The sequence below is a fragment of the Halobacterium sp. NMX12-1 genome, from assembly GCF_040435975.1.
GTDB classification, from domain to species: domain Archaea; phylum Halobacteriota; class Halobacteria; order Halobacteriales; family Halobacteriaceae; genus Halobacterium; species Halobacterium hubeiense.
Genome location: NZ_CP159204.1, coordinates 996,258 through 1,014,462, shown reverse-complemented (window position 1 = coordinate 1,014,462; position 18,205 = coordinate 996,258). Strand labels below are relative to the sequence as shown.

17 protein-coding genes are annotated in these 18,205 nt (G+C 70.1%); 10 read left to right on the top strand and 7 right to left on the bottom strand.

From position 1 onward, the window contains the following. The first annotated feature begins 249 nt into the window (after positions 1 to 249). The 4 genes from ABSL23_RS06755 to ABSL23_RS06740 all read left to right on the top strand — a co-directional run bounded on the left by ABSL23_RS06755 (position 250) and on the right by ABSL23_RS06740 (position 4,857). Positions 250 to 1,152, top strand: coding sequence for a serine/threonine-protein kinase RIO2 (locus ABSL23_RS06755; protein WP_059055630.1), 903 nt, complete (start codon positions 250 to 252; stop codon positions 1,150 to 1,152). A 503-nt stretch (positions 1,153 to 1,655) separates the two neighbouring features. Beyond that, the gene (locus ABSL23_RS06750; protein WP_059055627.1) at positions 1,656 to 3,065 is read left to right on the top strand and encodes a BGTF surface domain-containing protein; all 1,410 of its coding nucleotides are present in this window, start codon (positions 1,656 to 1,658) and stop codon (positions 3,063 to 3,065) included. Between the two features lie 79 nt (positions 3,066 to 3,144). Next, entirely contained in the window at positions 3,145 to 4,122 is a 978-nt protein-coding gene (locus ABSL23_RS06745) for a restriction endonuclease (protein ID WP_059055624.1), read from the top strand. 144 nt (positions 4,123 to 4,266) lie between these two features. Continuing rightward, positions 4,267 to 4,857 (top strand): 50S ribosomal protein L15e, encoded by a 591-nt coding sequence (locus ABSL23_RS06740; RefSeq protein ID WP_059055622.1) that lies wholly within the window; start codon positions 4,267 to 4,269, stop codon positions 4,855 to 4,857. A gap of 45 nt (positions 4,858 to 4,902) precedes the next feature. Here ABSL23_RS06740 and ABSL23_RS06735 read toward each other — a convergent pair whose 3' ends face one another. Next, entirely contained in the window at positions 4,903 to 5,421 is a 519-nt protein-coding gene (locus ABSL23_RS06735; protein ID WP_059055620.1) for a DUF21 domain-containing protein, read from the bottom strand. 77 nt (positions 5,422 to 5,498) lie between these two features. On the opposite strand from ABSL23_RS06735, the gene ABSL23_RS06730 reads away from it, so the two are divergent. Beyond that, on the top strand, positions 5,499 to 6,155 hold the full coding sequence (locus ABSL23_RS06730; RefSeq protein WP_059055617.1) for a DUF2306 domain-containing protein: 657 nt from the start codon (positions 5,499 to 5,501) through the stop codon (positions 6,153 to 6,155). Here the strand turns inward: ABSL23_RS06730 and ABSL23_RS06725 are convergent, their stop codons facing one another. Together ABSL23_RS06725 and ABSL23_RS06720 are read right to left on the bottom strand one after the other, a co-directional pair. Continuing rightward, entirely contained in the window at positions 6,156 to 7,895 is a 1,740-nt protein-coding gene (locus ABSL23_RS06725; protein WP_059055616.1) for a DNA mismatch repair protein, read from the bottom strand. Positions 7,896 to 7,927: 32 nt separating this feature from the next. Beyond that, complete coding sequence (locus tag ABSL23_RS06720; RefSeq protein ID WP_059055615.1) at positions 7,928 to 8,911, bottom strand: carbohydrate kinase; 984 nt, start codon at positions 8,909 to 8,911, stop codon at positions 7,928 to 7,930. 106 nt (positions 8,912 to 9,017) lie between these two features. Here ABSL23_RS06720 and ABSL23_RS06715 point away from each other — a divergent pair, with 106 nt between their 5' ends. Together ABSL23_RS06715 and mutS are read left to right on the top strand one after the other, a co-directional pair. Further along, on the top strand, positions 9,018 to 9,449 hold the full coding sequence (locus ABSL23_RS06715) for a CopD family protein (RefSeq protein ID WP_059055613.1): 432 nt from the start codon (positions 9,018 to 9,020) through the stop codon (positions 9,447 to 9,449). A 57-nt stretch (positions 9,450 to 9,506) separates the two neighbouring features. Continuing rightward, the gene (gene mutS / locus ABSL23_RS06710) at positions 9,507 to 12,092 is read left to right on the top strand and encodes a DNA mismatch repair protein MutS (RefSeq protein WP_059055610.1); all 2,586 of its coding nucleotides are present in this window, start codon (positions 9,507 to 9,509) and stop codon (positions 12,090 to 12,092) included. On the opposite strand, the gene nucS is transcribed toward mutS, so the two are convergent. Both nucS and ABSL23_RS06700 read right to left on the bottom strand, forming a co-directional pair. Beyond that, positions 12,093 to 12,794, bottom strand: coding sequence for an endonuclease NucS (nucS, locus tag ABSL23_RS06705; RefSeq protein WP_059055608.1), 702 nt, complete (start codon positions 12,792 to 12,794; stop codon positions 12,093 to 12,095). A gap of 45 nt (positions 12,795 to 12,839) precedes the next feature. Further along, positions 12,840 to 13,616 carry an NAD+ synthase gene (locus ABSL23_RS06700; RefSeq protein WP_353635142.1) on the bottom strand — a complete coding sequence of 259 codons (777 nt, stop codon included), beginning with the start codon at positions 13,614 to 13,616 and terminating at the stop codon, positions 12,840 to 12,842. A 556-nt stretch (positions 13,617 to 14,172) separates the two neighbouring features. On the opposite strand from ABSL23_RS06700, the gene ABSL23_RS06695 reads away from it, so the two are divergent. Continuing rightward, on the top strand, positions 14,173 to 14,799 hold the full coding sequence (locus ABSL23_RS06695) for a DsbA family protein (RefSeq protein WP_059055604.1): 627 nt from the start codon (positions 14,173 to 14,175) through the stop codon (positions 14,797 to 14,799). Between the two features lie 398 nt (positions 14,800 to 15,197). Beyond that, a complete protein-coding gene (locus ABSL23_RS06690; protein ID WP_059055602.1) occupies positions 15,198 to 15,917 on the top strand; it encodes a hypothetical protein in 720 nt (239 codons plus the stop codon). On the opposite strand, the gene ABSL23_RS06685 is transcribed toward ABSL23_RS06690, so the two are convergent. After that, positions 15,914 to 16,261: a thioredoxin family protein gene (locus ABSL23_RS06685; RefSeq protein WP_059055600.1), complete on the bottom strand. Its 348-nt coding sequence runs from the start codon at positions 16,259 to 16,261 to the stop codon at positions 15,914 to 15,916. The two genes, ABSL23_RS06690 and ABSL23_RS06685, sit on opposite strands and share 4 nt — an antisense overlap. A 72-nt stretch (positions 16,262 to 16,333) precedes the next feature. Further along, a complete protein-coding gene (gene psmA, locus ABSL23_RS06680) occupies positions 16,334 to 17,056 on the bottom strand; it encodes an archaeal proteasome endopeptidase complex subunit alpha (RefSeq protein WP_059055598.1) in 723 nt (240 codons plus the stop codon). Positions 17,057 to 17,173: 117 nt separating this feature from the next. Between psmA and ABSL23_RS06675 the strand changes: the two genes are divergently transcribed. Then, positions 17,174 to 18,196 (top strand): AIR synthase family protein, encoded by a 1,023-nt coding sequence (locus ABSL23_RS06675; protein ID WP_353635141.1) that lies wholly within the window; start codon positions 17,174 to 17,176, stop codon positions 18,194 to 18,196. Positions 18,197 to 18,205 lie beyond the last annotated feature (9 nt).

Sequence of the window (18,205 nt, the reverse complement as noted above, 5' to 3'; positions counted from 1 at the left end):
TGGCCGAACTCGTGGCGCGAACGGCCGCACCGGGAATCTTCTATATCGTGGTATATGATTTATCGTGCGTATGGCTGCATTTTCGCAGAACACAGAATACCATCCAGAGAAGGCCACAGAGTCGCCGAATCGCTTCTTTCCACCAAAATTCTCGCGGGACGCACCACGCTACTGGGACGACAACTCCGGTGAAGCGGCGTTCGCCGCACGGCGCGTAGCTTTTACCTGCCGGCCCGCTATCTCCGGTGAATGGTTCGGAACGTCGCCGCCGAGATGGCGGACCTCGACCCGGAGGACTTCCACCTGCTCTCCGGGGTCGAACACGGAATGCGGTTCTCCGAGTGGGTCAGCCGCGAGAAGCTCCCGGAGTTCTCCCGGCTGACACAGGAGGAGGTCGACTACCGGCTGGACCGCATGCTCGATCTGGAGTTCCTCGAACGGAAGACCATCCAGTACGAGGGCGTCCAGCTCACGTTCGCGGGCTACGACGCCCTCGCGTTGCACGCGTTCGCGGAGCGAGACACCGTCGAGGGGTTCGGGTCGCCGCTGGGCGTCGGCAAGGAGAGCGACGTCTACGAGGTGCAGTCGTTCCGCCCGATGGCGCTGAAGTTCCACCGCGAGGGCTACACGCAGTTCCGGGAAGTCCACCGCGGTCGCGACTACACCAGCGACAAGGAGCACACGTCCTGGCAGTACACCGCACGGAAGGCCGCCGAGCGCGAGTACGACGCCCTGGAGACGCTGTACCCGGACGTGAACGTCCCGCGGCCGGTCGACCAGAACCGCCACGCCATCGTGATGGAACGCATCGACGGCGTGGAGCTCTCGCGCGCGGAACTGGAGCCCGAGCAGGCCAGCGGCGTCCTCGACCTGGTGCTCCGGGAGATGGCGACCGCCTACGAGGCGGGCTACGTGCACGCGGACATCAGCGAGTACAACGTCTTCGTCAGCGAGGACGGCGTGACGCTGTTCGACTGGCCGCAGGCCACCCCGAGCGACCACGAGAACGCGCGCGAACTCCTCGACCGCGACGTCGGAAACATCGTCGGCTACTTCCAGCAGAAGTACCCCAGCGACGTCCCCGAAGTCGAGGAGTCAGCGGTCGCGGACGCGGTCGCGGACGGCTCGTTCGGCTCCGTCACCGAATTCTGACGCGTTCGCGTCGCTCGCGCACAGATTCCCCAGCGGCTGTACTTCCCCGCGTGACGCCAGTAAATCTTATTTGGCGATATAGAATCCTGTTCTAGCGCGGCGAAAGTTCCTCGCGGCGCACGAACGTGTCCGGTATCTAACTCTACATCCAACGGTATTTATACGACCGCGGGAAAGGGTTGAGCGAACTGCAATCGGCATGGACCGCACACGCCTCGCCCCCGTCGTCACCACCCTCGTTGTCCTCGCCACTGCACTCGCGGGAGCGACAGCAGTCTCGGCAACCACACACAGGAGTCGGCGTCCGTCGGGGATTACACGATAACAAGAGGGGAAACAGCCTCGATAGCGGTCGAGCATTCGTCGCCCGCGAACCCCACCATCTCCGGGGGTGGCTTCGAAGTCGATGTTGCCCTGAACGGCAGCGGGTCGAGTACGGTCGAGCTCGACACGCACCCACTAATCGACGGGCAGGCGAGTTTATCTCCGGTGGAGCGGCAAGAATGAACGACCCCCCGCTTGAGGAAGCCATCCAACCGGGGACGTACACGCTGGAGGTCTCCATCGAGGGCGATACGTGGGCGTACGGCGAACTCGTCGTCAGGGAGAACACCGAACTCGCAGCCGAGACCGGCGGGCTTCCCGGGGACTACTTCGGGGGCAACGATACCGATAACGCCCTCGGCGACGTCCAGACTCACGAGGAGATCGGGCGCGGGAACCAAGACATCGTCGTCGGCGACTACGCGGCACTCGTCCTCGAGACGAACGGGACCGGGTACGACGCCCCGTTCGAGAGCAACGTGACTGTCGACGGGCTGGCCGAGGAGGGGGTCGAGGTACGCGTCGGGGAACTCGATCCCGAGCCGAACACGGACGCGGAGACGTACACCGGGTCGGAACTGCGTGTCGCCGCACAGTTCGGAGAGGGGACCGGAAAATTCGCCCTGCTCTGGGACACCAGCAGGGTGGAGCTCGGCGTCGGGTCGAACCACACGTACGGGTTCGAGTTGCGCGTCGACGCAAGCGACAACGCGCTGTTCTCTGAGGACCGAACGTTAGCGGCCGAACAGGTGACAATCGTGGAGCCGTCGTTCACGCTCGACGCCGAGCCGGGGTACACGCTCGCGCCGTGGGACGGCGACGAGATTCAGATTTCGGGGCGAACGAACCTACTTCCGGGGACGACGTTGAACGTGCGCGCGCTCCAAGAGCCCCCGGAACCCCGGCTCTGGCAGAACAACGTCGAGGTCGCACAGAACGGAACCTTCGGGACGACGCTGAACTTCTCGGACGCCGACCGACCGACGGAGTTCCCGCTGTGGGTGCGCAACTACGAAGATCAGAGCAGCCACATAGTGCGATTGACCGCGGCGAACGCGTCACTGCTGTTCCCCTCGCAGACGGTGTCCAACGGCTCGGTGACGGTCGAGCACGTGACGCTCTCGCGGGGCGGGTTCCTGCGGCTGACCGCGAACGACACGACCGTCGGCACCGCGGGGCCGTTCCCGCAGACGACCAACGGGAGCGTGGACGTCGCGCTGAACGGGTCGCTGGACGGGCCGACGAACGTGACCGCGACCGCGATTGCGGACGCCAACGGCAACGGCGTGCTGGACGACACCGACCCCAACTACGGGAACGAGTCGTCGCCCGTCGCGGACACCGCGGTCATCTCGCCCGCCGTGACGGCGACCACGACAGAGCCGCCGGAGAACAACACGACGACCGTCGCGACGACGGCGGCAACGACACAGCCCGAGTTGCGCGTGAACGACGAGGAGCCGCTGGCGCCGGTCGCGAACAACAACGGGTCGTCGGGCGGCTTCGTGCCGCTGTCGCCGGCGACGACGCTGCTCGCGGTCGTCGCGGGATTGCTGTTGGCGGCGCGCCGCGGACCCGACCGTTTATGAGGGGGCGCCGTGGTGATTACGATACACCTGGGGACTGCATGACGAGACAGAGTACGCGTCCGACCGCGAGGGGTGCGTGATGTTCGAGGAGATGCCGGCGTCGGAGTTCCCGCGGTTCCTCGCGGCGTTCTGGGAGGAGAAGGGCTGGTCGACGTCCGTAACGGAGAACGACGACGGCACGTACCTCGTCGGCGGCGACAAGGACAACGGCAAGCGCGGGCTCATCGGCGTCCGGCCGAGCGAGGACACCGAGATCGGCGCCTCCGAAGTCGAGGACTTCGCGGCGTTCTGCGACAAGAAGGGCGTGGACGTGCGCGTGATGGCGACCCGCGGCCGGTTCACGACCGGCGCGCGGAGCGCCGCGGACGCGGGCGACGTCCACCTCCTCGACCCGAACGAGCTGGCGTCGTCGGTCCGCGACGAGGGCGCCGAGGGCCTCGTCGAGCAGTTCACGGACGGCGACGGCGGGTCCCTGCTGGACAACGTCCCGAGCCCGCCGATTCCGGGCGGCGTGCCCAGCGGCGTCCCGGTCGTCCCCATCGTGGTCGCGGTCGTCGTCGTGCTCGCGGCCGTGTTCGCGGGCCCCACGCTGTTGGGGTTCGTGCCGTTCGTCGGCGGCGGTGGCGGGGGCGACGCCGGGCCCGCGTTCACGGCGTTCTCGATGGCCGCCGACGAGAACACGACCGCGAGCGCGGAGTGGGACGTCAGCGTGCAGGACGAGATTCAGACGGACGCCAATACCTACGAGCCGCCGGAGGGCGAGACGTTCGTCGTCGTGCAGTTGAACGTGACCGCGGGCGACTCGCAGGTCGTCGTCAGGCAGCAGAACTTCGCGCTGGTGGTGAACGGGACGAACTACGGCTACCAGCGCTTCGAGAACGCGAGCCAGCAGTTCCAGCAGCAGCGCGCGGCGGTGACCGCAGCGCCCGGGGAGTCCGGCCGGCTAGTCGTGGTGTTCTCGGTGCCGGCGGAGTTCGACGGGGCGACGCTCGTCGAGCGCGCTGACGGCCCCGGGCTGCGCTTCCAACGCGCGGACCTCGACTTCGACGTGGAGTAGGATTCGAAGTTCTTAACCCCCGCCGCGACGAACGTCGGGTAACTCGCTGGCGAGCGGGCTCCAGCGGGCTCCTGACGCGAGTCGGGACGGAATGTGATTCTCGGGCGACCGAGAGTTGAACCACCCAACGCCCGCGGACAACACATGACACGAAGCTTCTACTCCCACATCAAGGAAGCCTGGCGGGACCCCGACGACGGGAAGCTCGCCGAGCTCCAGTGGCAGCGCAAGCAGGACTGGCGCAAGCAGGGCGCCATCGTCCGCGTTGATCACCCGACCCGCCTCGACAAGGCCCGCGAACTCGGCTACAAGGCCAAGCAGGGCGTCGTCGTGGCGCGGGTCAGCGTCCGGAAGGGTACCGCCCGGAAGTCCCGGTTCAAGGCTGGGCGCCGCACGAAGCGGCAGGGCGTCAACCGCATCGGTCGCGCGAAGAACCTCCAGAGCATCGCCGAGGAGCGTGCCTCCAAGAAGTACGTCAACCTCCGCGTGCTGAACTCCTACTGGGTCGGCGAGGACGGCTCGCAGAAGTGGTTCGAAGTGATTCTGCTGGACCCCGAGCACGGCGCAATCGAGAACGACGACGACCTCAACTGGATCTGCGACGAGAGCCAGCAGGGTCGCGTCTTCCACGGGAAGACCAGCGCCGGGCAGCGCGCTCGCGGCCTGCAGACCCGCGGCAAGGGCGCGGAACACCTCCGCCCGAGCACGAACGCCGGCAAGCGCCGGAAGTCGTAACGTCGCAACTTTTCCGTTCTTTCTCGGTGCCCAGCGGCGGCGCCGTCACTCCTCCTCTAACAGTTCCTGCTCGATGTGGGGGCTGCCGCCGGTCGCGCCGGCGAGCCGCCGCGTAATCGCGTCGAAGAACGCGACCAGCGGCCACAGCGCGAGCGCGATGTACTTCAGCGGGCGGGCGGTGGTGAGCGCCCACGACTCGGCGTTGGCCAGCCCCCAGGACTTGGGGAGAATCTCCCCGCAGACGAGCACCAGCGACGTGGCGACCAGCGTCGTCCCGACGACCGCCAGCTCGGGCGGGAGGTAGGTCACGAGCAGCACGGTGAGGATGCTGGAGACGGCGATGTTGACGACGTTGTTCCCGACGAGAATCGTCACGAGCAGCCGGTGTGGGTCGTCGCGGAGCCGCTTCAGCTCGGGCCCGCGTTCGTCCTCGCCCGCGAGGGCGGCGATTCGTTCGTCGGTGAGCGAGAACAGCGCGATTTCCGTGCTGGAGAAGTACGCCGACACCGCCAGCAGGACGGCGACCGCGGCCAGCGACGGGAGTACGGAGAGGTCCAGTGCCATGAGACCGGCGAGGGCGACCAGCCACTAAGGCGTTGGTGCGGGAACGCTTATGCACCGGCGGGAGAACGGTCTACGCGATGACAGTCGAGACGGCGGCGCTCTGGACGCACGTCGCCGCGGGCGTCGCTGCGCTGGTCGCCGGCGGCGTCGCGCTCGCGACCGAGAAGGGCGGGCGCCGCCACCGGCAGGCGGGCCGCGTCTACGTCGCGGCGATGGCAGTGGTCGTCGCGACGGTGCTCCCGCTGTTCGCGCTCGACCCGACGTTCTTCCGCGCGTTCCTCCTGCTGGTCGCGGTGTTCAGCGGCTACTTCGCGTTCTCGGGGTACCGCGAGCTCGCTCGCAAACGGCCGAGCGACGACCCCGCGGCGGTGGACTGGGCGGCGGCAGTCGCGGTCGTCGCTGCGTGCGTCGCGCTCGGCGCGTGGGGCGTCACGCTCGTCGCTGCCGGGGACTCGCTGGGCGTCGTGATGGCCGTATTCGGCGGCATCGGCGGCGCGCTCGGCGCCAGCGACCTGCGGGCGTACTGGCGGGGCGCGGACCGCTCGTGGCTGGTCGGCCACCTCTCGCGGATGGTCGGCGGGTACATCGCGACGGTCACCGCGGTCTCGGTGGTCAACCTCGGGATGGTCCCCGACGTCGTCGCGTGGCTGTGGCCGACGGCGGTCGGCGTCCCGCTCATCTGGTACTGGCAGGCCGAGTACGCCGACGTGGGGCCGCTGGCCGGCAGAGTCTGACTACTCGGACCACTCGGCGTCCGCGAGCGTGCGCTGGACGGCCTCCTCGCCGACGGCGCGCGCGAGCGTCTCGTAGCCGGCGCGCTCGGCGCGGTCCCCGGCGTCCGCGACCAGCCGGGAGACGATGAACTCCGGCGTGGACTTCCCGACGGTGCCGAAGCGCGGCTGGTAGTCCACGAGCAGGTCGAGGTCCTGACTGAGGCCCTCCGCGAAGATGCCGTCGGTGCGCGCGACGTCCGGCAGGGGTTCGAGGTCCTCGGCGAGGTGGGTGACGAACACGCCCAGCGCCTGCTCGTCGACCGTGAGCGTGACGAGACCGTGGAGGAGGTCGGCGGCGCTCCCGGGCTCGGTGATGGCTTCGAACTCGTCGACGAGCATCAGCGTGCGGTCGCCCTCGGCCAGCGGCGGCACGACGGAGTTCAGCGTGGCTTCGAGGACGCCCGCGTTGAACGACGCGTGCCGCCGGTGGAAGACGATGGCGTCCACGGGCCCGAGTTCGGCGCGGTCGGCGGGGACGGGCAGCCCCATCGCGGCGAGCACGGCGACCTGACAGAGCGTCTCCAGCAGCGTCGTCTTCCCGCCGGAGTTCGCGCCCGTGAGCACGGCGACGCGGTCGCCGTTCGGCGGGTCCAGCGAGTGGTCGCCGACCGCGTACGTCACCGGCTGGACGTCGCCGGCCTCGGCGGCCAGCGAGAGGTTGCGCGCGTTCTCGACGGCGATGGCGTCCGCGTCCACGAACTCGGGGCGCGTGAGGTCGTGGGCCTCCGCGAACCGCGCCAGCGAGACGTCGACCGCGAGGTCGCTGACGGCTGTGACTGCGGCGTCCACTTCCTCGCGGGCGGTCGAGATAGCGCCGCGGAGGTCGGCGGCCACCTCGTCCTCGCGGTCCTGTTCGTCCTCGCGGACGTCGTCGGCGAGCGCGCGCAGCGTCGTGCTCACGAAGTCCGCGGCGTCGGCGGCGTCGGCGGCCATCGCCGACCGCACGCGGCGCGGTTCGACGCCGGCCTCGCTGGCGACGTACTGGACGAACGCCTCCCGGAACTCGTCGGTGCCCTCGACGCCCTGCGAGCGCACGTCTTCGAGCACGTCGAAGGTGTCGCGTTCGAGGCGTTCGAGGTCGCCGGCGCGCTCCCGGAGCCGGTCGAGTTTGGCGTCCGCGCCCGCCGCCACGCCGTCGCCGGTGAGGTAGCGCAGCGCCTCTGCGGCGTCTTCGAGCGCGTCGCGGTCGAGCGTCGTGACCGACGCGAACACGCCCGAGTCCTCGCTGACGGCGTCCTGCAGGGCGAGCGCCGTCTCGACGGCCGCGCGCTGGGTGTCCCCGGCGTCGTCGTGCGCGTCGAACGTGTCGAGAACGGCCTGCTGGGTCTCGCCGTCGAGGCGCGCCCACGTCTCCCGCGCGGCCTCCACGTCGTCGAGGCGCTCGCGCATCGCGTCCCGGTCGGTCAGCGGCGTCCGCACGCGGATCCGGTCCGCGGCGCCGGGCGTGACGGCGTAGTCGGCGGCGAGCGCGACCAGTTCCTTGTAGACGGCGCGGGCGTCGTCGGTCGCGAGCGCGTCCATCCCCTCGCCGCCGTTCGCCCGGCGCAGGATGCGCGTCGCCCGTCCCCGCGAGATGCCGGCGTCCACGAGCGCGCGGACGTTCGCGGATTCGATGGCGTCGATTGCGTCGGGGACGCCGAGCTCGGTCTCCAGCTTGTCGGCGGTCTTCGGGCCGACCCCCCAGAACTCCTCTAATCGCATACCTGCGAGTGGGCGACCGCGTGGGTAAAGCGTTACGTGGATTCCGACGCACACTCGACCAACGCACGGACCGCGGCGTCGTCGGGGAGCGCGGCCATCCCGCCGGTCTCGGTGGTCGTGAGCGCCGCGGTCGCGTTCGCGTACCGGAGCGCGTCGCCGAGCGCGTCGCCGCCCATTCCGGGCTCGTACGCCGCGAGCGCGCCGGCCGTGAACGCGTCGCCGGCGCCCGTCGTGTCCACGACGTCCACGTCGAACGCGGGAGCGGAGCGCGTCACTTGCTCGCCGTCCGCCGACTCGGCGACAGCCGTCGCGCCGTCGCCGCCGCGCGTGAGGAACACCGTCTCGGGGCCGTAGTCGAGCAGGTCGGCGGCGACGGCCGCTGGCTCGCTCCGAACGCGCTCAGCGAGGCCGAGCGGCCGGAGGTCGTCGGGGCTACAGAACAGGAGGTCTGCGAGGTCGAGCGCCTCGCGGACGGCGTCGCCGGCGGCGTCCGGCTCGTCCCAGAGGTCGGGGCGCGCGTTCGGGTCGAACGAGACCAGACAATCCGCGTCGCGGGCGCGCTCCAGCAAGTCGAGCGTGGCGGTGCAGCCCGCGTCGTTCGCGAGCGCGACGCCGCCGGCGTGGACGCAGCCGAAGTCGGCGAGTGCGCTGTCGGAGACAGTCCCGGCCTCGAACGCGAGCGTGGCGGTGTCGCTCTCGTAGAAGGTGAACGAGCGGTCGCCGTCGGGCGTCGGGCTGACGACCGCGAGCGCGGTGGCGGCGTCGCCTGCGACGACGAACTCGCCGTCGAGGCCGCGGTCGGCGAGCGCATCCCGGAGGTACGCGCCGAACGCGTCGTCACCGAGGCGCGTCCAGAGTTCGGGCGGGCTGTCGAGGCGCGCGAGCCCGGCCGCGACGTTCGCTGGTGCGCCGCCCGCGCGGTGGACGAAGCCCTCCACGGTCGCGAGGTCGCCGGCACCCGAGGGGAACAGGTCGACGAGCGTCTCGCCGGCGACGAGGATGCGGTCAGTGCGCACGCGTCCGCCGACGCGCTACTGGCACTTAGGCCCCGGCAGACTCGGTCGGGACGGTGCCGTCAGGAGACCGACGCGTTATTTCCGGTCGTGTGCGAACCCGTAGACGATGGACTTCGACATCGCCGCCGCCCGCGTCGTCCACGTCGTCTTCGGCGCGGCGTGGACCGGGAGCACGCTCGCCGTCGCACTGTTCGTCGTGCCCGCCGCGCGCCGCGGCGTGCTGGACGCCGCGCCCGTGGAGTGGATTGCCGACCGATTCACGAAGCTCAGCGTCGCCAGCGTCGCCGCGATGCTGTTGACCGGCGGCCACCTCGCCGGCAACCTCTACACGTTCGAGGCGCTCGCGAACTCCTCGCGGGGCCATCTCGTCGTGGGGATGACCGGGCTCTGGTTGGTGCTGGCAGGGCTGGCGCACGTCGCGACGAGTCGCCTCACCGCCGGCCACGACGTCCAGTCGGCAGCCGACGACGCGACGCCGTGGTTCGGTGCCGCGGCCGTCGTAAGCGTCGCACTGCTCGTGCTCGCCGGCCTGCTCTGACCGAAAGCGGAGCGCTGACCGACGAGCATAACAGCCGCCACCCCGTTGCCTTCGTGCATGGACGCGGCGCTCGGCCCACCCGAGAAGATGGCCGAAAGCGAGGGTGACCTGACGCCGATGATGAGCCAGTACTTCGAGCTCACGCGGCGCTACGAGGACGCGCTCGTGCTCTTCCAGGTCGGGGACTTCTACGAGCTGTTCTGCGAGGCCGCGGAGGCGGCCGCCCGCATCTGCGAGATTACGCTGACCGCCCGCGAGGACTCCACGGGCGAGTACCCGATGGCGGGCGTGCCAATCGACAACGCGGAGCCGTACATCGACGACCTGCTTGACGCGGGCTACCGGGTCGCGGTCGCCGACCAAGTCGAGGACCCAGACGAGGTCACCGGGGTCGTCGAGCGCGCTGTCACCCGGGTCGTCACGCCCGGGACGCTGACCGAGGACGAACTGCTCGGGGGCGACGACAACAACTTCGTCGCGGCGGTCGCGGCCGACGACGACGGCGGCTTCGGCCTCGCGCTGTTGGACGTCTCGACCGGCGACTTCTACGCGACGAGCCTCCCGAACGCGGCGCGCGTACGGGACGAACTGGGGCGGTTCGCGCCCGCAGAACTTGTCACCGGACCGGGCGTGGCGGCGGAGCGCTTCGAGGATGGCACGTTCGTCGCGGAGTACGAGGACGCGGCGTTCGACGGCGAGCGCGCCGCGGAGACCGTGGCGGCGTACTTCGGGAGCGTGGACGCGCTCGCCGGCGACGCCGAAGTCGCGGCGTGTGGCGCGCTCCTCGATTACGCCGAGTACACCCGAGGTGGGGAGGACGGCGACCGGTTGGACTACCTGAACCACCTGACGCGGTACGACCCCCGCGAGTACCTCCAGATGGACGCCGTGGCGCTGCGGAGTCTGGAGGTGTTCGAGCAGCGCAGCGTCCACGGCGCGGAAGGCACCGCGCTCGTGGACGTGCTCGACGAGACGGCGTGCGCGCTCGGCCGGCGGACGCTCACGGACTGGCTGCGCCGGCCGCTGACCGACGCCGAGGAAATCGAGGCGCGCCACGAGGCGGTCGGCGAACTGCTCGCGGACCCGCTGACGCGGGAGGAACTGCACGAGCACCTGCGGGACGTCTACGACGTCGAGCGCCTGATTTCGCGGGTGTCGCGGGGCCGCGCGAACGCCCGGGACCTACGCGCGCTGAAGGACACGCTCGACGTGGTGCCCGAAATTCGCGGCCTGCTGGCGGACGCGGACAGCAAGAAGCTCCGCGACCTGCGCGCGAGTCTCGACGACCTCCCCGAGATTCGGGACCTGCTCTCGCGGGCCATCGTCCCGGACCCGCCCCAGGAACTCACGGAGGGCGGGGTCATCCGCGACGGCTACGACGAGACGCTGGACGACCTCCGGGAGACCGAGCGCTCCGGGAAGCGGTGGATAGACGACTTGGAGGAACAGGAGCGCGAGCGCACGGGCATCGACTCGCTGAAGGTCGGGCACAACGCGGTCCACGGCTACTACATCGAGGTGACGAACCCGAACCTCGACTCGGTGCCGGCGAACTACCAGCGCCGGCAGACGCTGAAGAACTCCGAGCGGTTCGTCACGCCCGAGCTGAAGGAGCGCGAGGACGACATCGTGCGCGCCGAACAGCGCTCCCAGGACCTCGAGTACGAGCTGTTCCGCGAGGTCCGCAATCGGGTCGCCGAGGAGGCCGAGCGCGTGCAGGCGACCGCGGCAGCAGTCGCGGCCGTGGACGCGCTGGCGTCGTTCGCGACAGTCGCCGCGAGCCACGACTACGCGCGCCCCGAGGTGGGCGGCGACGGCATCCACGTCGAGGGCGGCCGCCATCCCGTCGTGGAGCGCACGGAGGCCGGGTTCGTGCCGAACGACACCGACCTCACGCCCGAACGCCGGGTCGCGGTCGTCACGGGCCCGAACATGAGCGGGAAGTCCACGTACATGCGCCAGGTCGCCCTGATCGTGTTGCTCGCGCAGGCGGGGAGCTTCGTCCCCGCCGAGCGCGCGCGCCTCCGCGTGGTCGACCGCATCTTCACGCGCGTCGGCGCCAGCGACGACATCGCGGGCGGGCGCTCGACGTTCATGGTGGAGATGACCGAACTCTCCTCGATTCTGCGCGCCGCGACCGAGGACTCGCTGGTGTTGCTGGACGAGGTCGGCAGAGGGACTTCCACGACGGACGGCCTGGCCATCGCGCGCGCCGTCACCGAGTACGTCCACGACGAACTCGGCGCGACAACGCTGTTCGCGACCCATCACCACGAACTCACGGCGGACGCAGAGCGCCTCGCGGACGCCGTGAACCTCCACTTCGGCGCAACCCGGAACGAGGAGGGCGTGACCTTCCAACACGAAGTGCGGGAGGGGCCGGCGACGGCCTCCTACGGCGTCGAGGTCGCCCAAACTGCGGGCGTCCCCGAGGCAGTCGTCGAGCGCGCCCGCGAACTCCTCGACGCGGCAGACGTGGACGCGGACGCGAGCGAGGAGCAGACGGAGCCGGCGCGGACGGCAGACAGCGGCGACCACGACGAGTCGGCCGTCGAAGAGACGCTGCGTGACGTGAACGTCGCGGAACTCACGCCCGTGGAGGCGCTGAACGTCCTGAACGACCTCAAGCGCGACCTCGACTGACTACTCGACGGGCGAGAAGGAGAGCCCGTTCTCCGCGAGCAGGCGGCGAGCCTTCTCCGTGATTTCGGGTGCGACGAGCACGCCGCGCACGTCGGCGTCGGCGTGGAGGTCGCGGCGGAGCGCGTTCACGTAGCGTTCCAGCTGTGAGGCCGCGGCAGGGCCGACGCGGCGGGCCTTGAGTTCGACGGCGACCACGGCGCCGTCGCGGCCGCGGCCGTAGACGTCCACGGGGCCGGCGGGCGTCTCGCGCTCCGTGCTGCGCGGCTGGAAGCCGGGTTCGACGAGGTCGGGGTCGGCGAGCACGCGCTCCTTGAGGTCGGACTCGGTGCCGGAAACCTCGGCGTCGGCATCCGCGGGGTCGAATGCGGCGGCGTGCTGAACCGAGTCGAACCGGACGGTGAGCGCGTCCGCGGCGTCGCCGTCGCCGCAGCGGAGTTCGAGACGACCGTCAGTTGCTTCGACGGCGACACTACCGCCGGTCGCCCACGCGTCGGGGTCGCGGCCGGTCGCGCCGTGGACGAGCACGGTGTCGTCGGGCTTCCAGAGGACGCTCCGAACGCCCGCAGGGAGGCTGCGCTCGGCGCGCCCCTCGAACTCGGTGGCGCACTCGCCGACGAGCGAGACCGCGAGGCCGTCGCCGCGGGCGTCCGCGGCGAAGGCGGCGGCGCGGTCGGCGTCGGGGGCTGAGAGCGCGCGGGTCACGGCAGCGAGTAGGCAACGGACGGGAAAAAGCGCGCGGATGCGACGCTACCGGACGCCGGGCGAGGGCGGGCGCTCGCGCTTGTGCGTGGAGGCCTCGTAGCGCTCGACGAATTCGGTGACCGTCTCGCGGTCCGCGCCGGTCGCCTCCACGGTCTCCTCGATTGTTCGGTCCTCGTCGACGTACGCGTGCAGAATCGGGTCGATGACCTCGTAAGGTGCGCCGAGTTCGTCGGGGTCGGTCTGCCCCTCCCAGAGTTCCGCCGTGGGCGTCTTCGCGACGACGTCATCGCTGACGCCGACCTCGCGGGCGAGGTCGTACGCCTCGGTCTTGTAGACGTCAGCGAGCGGCGCGACGTCGGCGGCGCCGTCGCCGTACTTCGTGAAGTAACCCAGCAGGAGTTCCGAGCGGTTGTTCGGGCCGACGACGAGCGCGTTCGCGTCGTTGGCGGCCTGATAGAGCAGGACCATCCGGACGCGCGCCTGCACGTTCCCCACAGCGGTCTTCGAGAGGTCGTCGCGCGCGGCGGTGACGTCGTCCACGACGGGCTGGATGTCGTGTTCGCGGTAGGCCACCCCGAGTCGCTCGCAGACCGCACGGGCGTCTTCGACGTTCTCGGGGTCGCTGGGGTCGGCAGGCAGCAGGAGGCCCGTGACGCGCTCGGGGCCGACGGCGTCCGCGAGCAGGTGCGCGGCGAGCACGGAGTCGAGCCCGCCGCTGACGCCGACGACGTAGCCGTCCGCGGGCGCGGCGTCGAGGTAGCTCGCGAGGAACGACCGAATCTCGTCGCCGGCCACCGCGAGGTCGAGGTCGAAGTCCGTCACGGGCGAACCCGCGACCGCCACCGGCAAAAAGCACGTGGCTGCCTGTCACCCGCGCTCGCCGGCGAGGACGAGCGTGTCACGCGGGCTGGCCGCGTCGGAGAAGCGCGCCGACCGGCACCACCGGCCGGCGCGCGAGAATCGAAGACTCGCCATCGGACGTTAGACCACTGCGGGCTGGCCGTCGCGGCGGACCCGCCACGAGGGGACACCAGCCGCGCACGTAGTCGGTGCTGGCGGTGAACGGAAGCCGTTTCGCCGAACATCTTCTCCGCGGGCGGCAGCGCGCTCTCGCTTTAAGTGCCTCTGGCGACAAGGGACAGATACGAAGCGCTTCTCAGCGCGCTACGCCTCGTAGCCGTGGCGCCGTCGTTCCCGCGAGCGGTCGGCGGCGCGGCGAGCGCGGACCTCGTTTAAGTGTCTCTGGCGACAAGGGATAGATACGAAGGACTTCTCGGCGACACCGACCGCGGAGCCGACGGCTCGTCAGTCGTCGCGGCCCCAGCGGGAACCCCCGCCAGCAGGGGTCTTTTCGGCGTGCGCGTCCTACCGGACGGCGATGAGCGACGCCGACGAAATCACGGTGTACTCCGACTACGTCTGCCCGTTCTGCTACCTCGGGCGGCAGTCGCTGTCGGAGTACCAGGCAGAGCGCGAGGAGGAACTCGACATCGACTGGCAGCCCTTCGACCTGCGCGCGCAGAAGCGCGGGCCGGACGGCGAAATCGACCACAGCGTCGACGACGGCAAGGACGACGAGTACTTCGAGAAGGCCCGCGAGAACGTCCAGCGCCTCAAGGAGGAGTACGGCGCCGACGAGATGCAGATGGACTTCTCGGGGGAGGTCGACTCGCTGGACGCGCAGGCCGCCTCCCTGTACGTCAGCGACGAGCACCCCGAGCAGTGGCTGGACTTCGACGTCGCCATCTTCGAGGCACTCTGGGAGGAGGGTCGCGACATCGGCGACGTGGACGTGCTCGCGGACCTCGCCGAGGACGTCGGCCTCGACCCCGACGAGATTCGGGAGGTCGTCGAAACCGAGCAGTACCACGACGAACTCCGCGCGAAGTTCCGCGAGGCCCAACAGCAGGGCATCAGCGGCGTGCCGACGTTCGCGTACGACGGCTACGGCGCGCGCGGCGCCGTCCCGCCGTCCCAGCTCCGCCGGCTCGTCGAAGGCACGTAAGCGCGAGCGGGCTGTCGGCAGTCAGCCGACGCGCGAACCTGATTTAAGTATCTCTGGCGACAAGGGATAGATACGAAGGACTTCTCCCGAGCACTTCGCCGACCAGTCGCGGCTGTCTGCGGAGTCCAACTCCGACTCGCGAGCGGCGAGCCGTGCAGATTCTCTTTAAGTGTCTCTGGCGACAAGGCGTAGATACGAACAGCTTCTCAGCGCGCTACGCCTCGTAGCCGCGGCGCCGTCGTGACTGCTCGACACTCCGCCGAGCGACCAGCGCGTCGTTCGTTTAAGTGCTTCTGGCGACAAGAGCTAGATACGAAGGACTTCTCGGGGAGTTACGTTCGACAGCGACGGCGCCGCCAGCCGAGAGTTTAAACCGCGGGAGGCCACAGGTACCGCTAATGAGTGCCGACGGCGGCGACCAGATTCGCTGGGAGACGCGCGAGGAGCGCCGCGTCGAACACCGGCCGGGCTCGGGCGCGCTCTCGCGGGCGGAAGCCCAGCGCGACACGACGGTCCGCAAGTGGGGCGTCGTCTCCCCGAGCGCGACCGTCATCGGGCGCGCGGAGTCCCCGGACGCGGACCTCTCGGAGAGCGTCCGGCGGCTCCACGAGGAGCGCCACACCGCGACCGAGGGCCACAGCCGCCGCACCCACTACCTCGACCGCCTGCGCACCACGCAGGCGCTGTGTAACGCCGTGGACGTGACGCCGTGGCAGCGCGACGTCGCGCTCGGCGTGATGGGGGAAATCGACCTCACGGAGTTCGGCAGCCAGCGCGCCATCGAGAAGGTCGCGCTCGTGGTCATCCGCCACGTCGTCGACGTCGACCGGCGCCGGTACTTCGGCATCGACGACCTCGACCCCGCGGACCTCTCCCAGGAGCGCATGAACGACCTCTACGAGCGGTACCGCAGCCACGACGTCACCGACGAGCCCGCGTTCGCGGCGCTCGCCGAGCGCCACGGCCTCGACAAGACGAGCCTGAATCGGCTGCGCCGCGTGCTGAAAGAACAGTTAGACGACGGGCTGCCGGCGTTCGGCCGGAACCCGAACCGCGACCCCCACCTCCCGGACGTCACCGAACGCGACGTCCCCGAGGAGGCAGCCAGCGACGACTAGTCGAGGTGCTCGTCGAGGAACGCCTCGATGTCGTCGCCACCCTTGAATCCCTCTGCGAGCCGCCCGACTTCTTCTCCGTCCTCGACGAGCACGAGTGTCGGCGCGCTCGTGATGTCCCACTCCTCCACGAGCGAGATGTCGTCGCCGGGGTTGACCATCGCGACCGTGATGCCCGTGGCTTTCGCGACGTTGCCCAGCACTGGCTCGATGGCTTGACAGAGCGAGCAGCCCTTCGTGTAGAAGTCCACGAGCACGCGGTCGTGGCTGTCGAGGACGTCGCGGAGTTGTTCGCCGTCCACGACGCGAATCGGCTTCTGTGCGTTCGGTCGTGACTGTGTGCTCATGCAGAAATGTAGGGTGCGAGCGCGGAAAAGGACTGCTGCGGGGGCGCCGTTCGCCGACGCCCGCCGGGCAGCTTATTCGAGGGCGTCGAGGTACTCGGCGGTCTCCTCGGTCTCGAGTTCGCGGAACAGCGCGGAGTCGGCGTCCACGGTGGCGACGCCGACGCCCTCCGCGGAGAGTTCGTCGTCGCGGCCCTCGCTGAGCGCGCGGAGCGCGAGGTCCACGCCCTCGTCGAGCGTGAGGTCCTCGGCGTACTCGTCTTCGAGGAACTCCTGAATCGCGGAGCGGTCCGAGCCGATGGCGACGGCCTTCCACTCGTTGGAGGTGCCGGAGGGGTCCGTCTCGAAGAGGCGGGGTTCGCCGTCGGAGACGCCCGCGACGAGGAGGGCGACGCCGAACGGGCGCGCGCCCCCGACCTGCGTGTACTGCTGGATGTGGTCGGTGACCTCCTTCGTCAGCGTGCGGACGCCGATGGGTTCGTCGTAGCGCACGCGCTCGACCTGGGACTGCTGGCGCGCGTGGTCGACGAGCTTCCGCGCGTCGGCGACGTGGCCGGCGCTGGCCGCGCCGACGTGGTCGTCGACCTTGTGGAGCTTCTCGACGCTGGAGCCCTCCAGGAGCGGCGAGCGGGTGCGCTTGTCCACGACGAGGACGACGCCGTCCTCGGTGCGGACGCCGATGCTGGCGGTGCCTCGCTTGACCGCTTCCCGCGCGTACTCCACCTGGTAGAGGCGGCCGTCCGGCGAGAAGATCGTGATACCGCGGTCGTAGGCCTGCTGTTGGTTCTGACCCTGCATTGTCTTCGTTGACCAAATGTAAGCCGCGCTCACGTAAAGGGCTTTGACTTTCGGCAGGGGGTGCCGAGCGGCACCAGAACCGCCGGGGTACTTGTGGCGGGGCGGCGAGCAACGAGTATGGACTCCGGGAAGGCGAGCCGGCGGTTCTTCGAGGAGCACGTCGCGGGGCGGACGGGCGCCGAGCGCGAGGACGTGCGGCTCGGCCCGACGTACGGCGCGGACTTCGGCGTCGTAGACGTCGGCGACCGCGTCGTCGCGATGGCGACCGACCCCGTGTTCGTGCTGCGCGACCTCGGCATCGAGCGGGCGGCGTGGTTCGCGTTCCACATCTGCGTCAGCGACGTCGCACTCTCCGGCCTGCCGCCCGCGCACCTCGCGGTGGACTTCAACCTCCCGCCGGACACGAGCACGGAGACGTTCGACGCCATCTGGGACGTCTTCGACCGGGAAGCCGAGAAGCTGGGCGCGAGCCTGACGACCGGCCACACGGGCACCTACGAGGGGTGTTCGTTCCCGACGGTCGGCGGCGCAACCGCGCTCTCTATCGGCGACCCCGACGACCTCGTGGTGCCGACGGGCGCACGACCCGGCGACCGCGTCGTCGTCACGAAGGGGCCGGCAATCGAATCGACGGGCGTGCTCGGCGTGCTGTTCGGCGACGACCTCCCAATCGACGCCGACGCCGCGGCGGCCGCCCGCGAGCGCTTCGAGGACGTCAGCCCCGTCCGGGACGCGCTCACCGCGGCGGCCGCCGGCGAGGTGACGGCGATGCACGACGCGACCGAGCGCGGGCTTGCGAACGCGTTCCACGAGCTCGCGGCCGCCAGCGGCGTCTCGCTGGCAGTCGAGCGCGAGCGCGTCCCCGTGCTCCCGGGCGTGCGCGAGGTCTGCGACTACTTCGGCATCGACCCGTGGACGACCTCCAGCGAGGGCACCGTCGTCGCGACCGTCGCGCCCGACAGCGTGGACGCGGTGCTGGCGGCGCTCGAAAGCGAGGGCATTCCGGCCGCGGAGGTCGGGGAAGTCGGGGCGGCGGACAACGAGCGCGTCACCGTGGACGGCGCCCCGCTCGCGGAACCCGAATCCGACCCGCTGTGGGGCGCCTACGAGACCGGCCGCGAGCGATTCTGGGGTGAGTAGGCGGGCGGC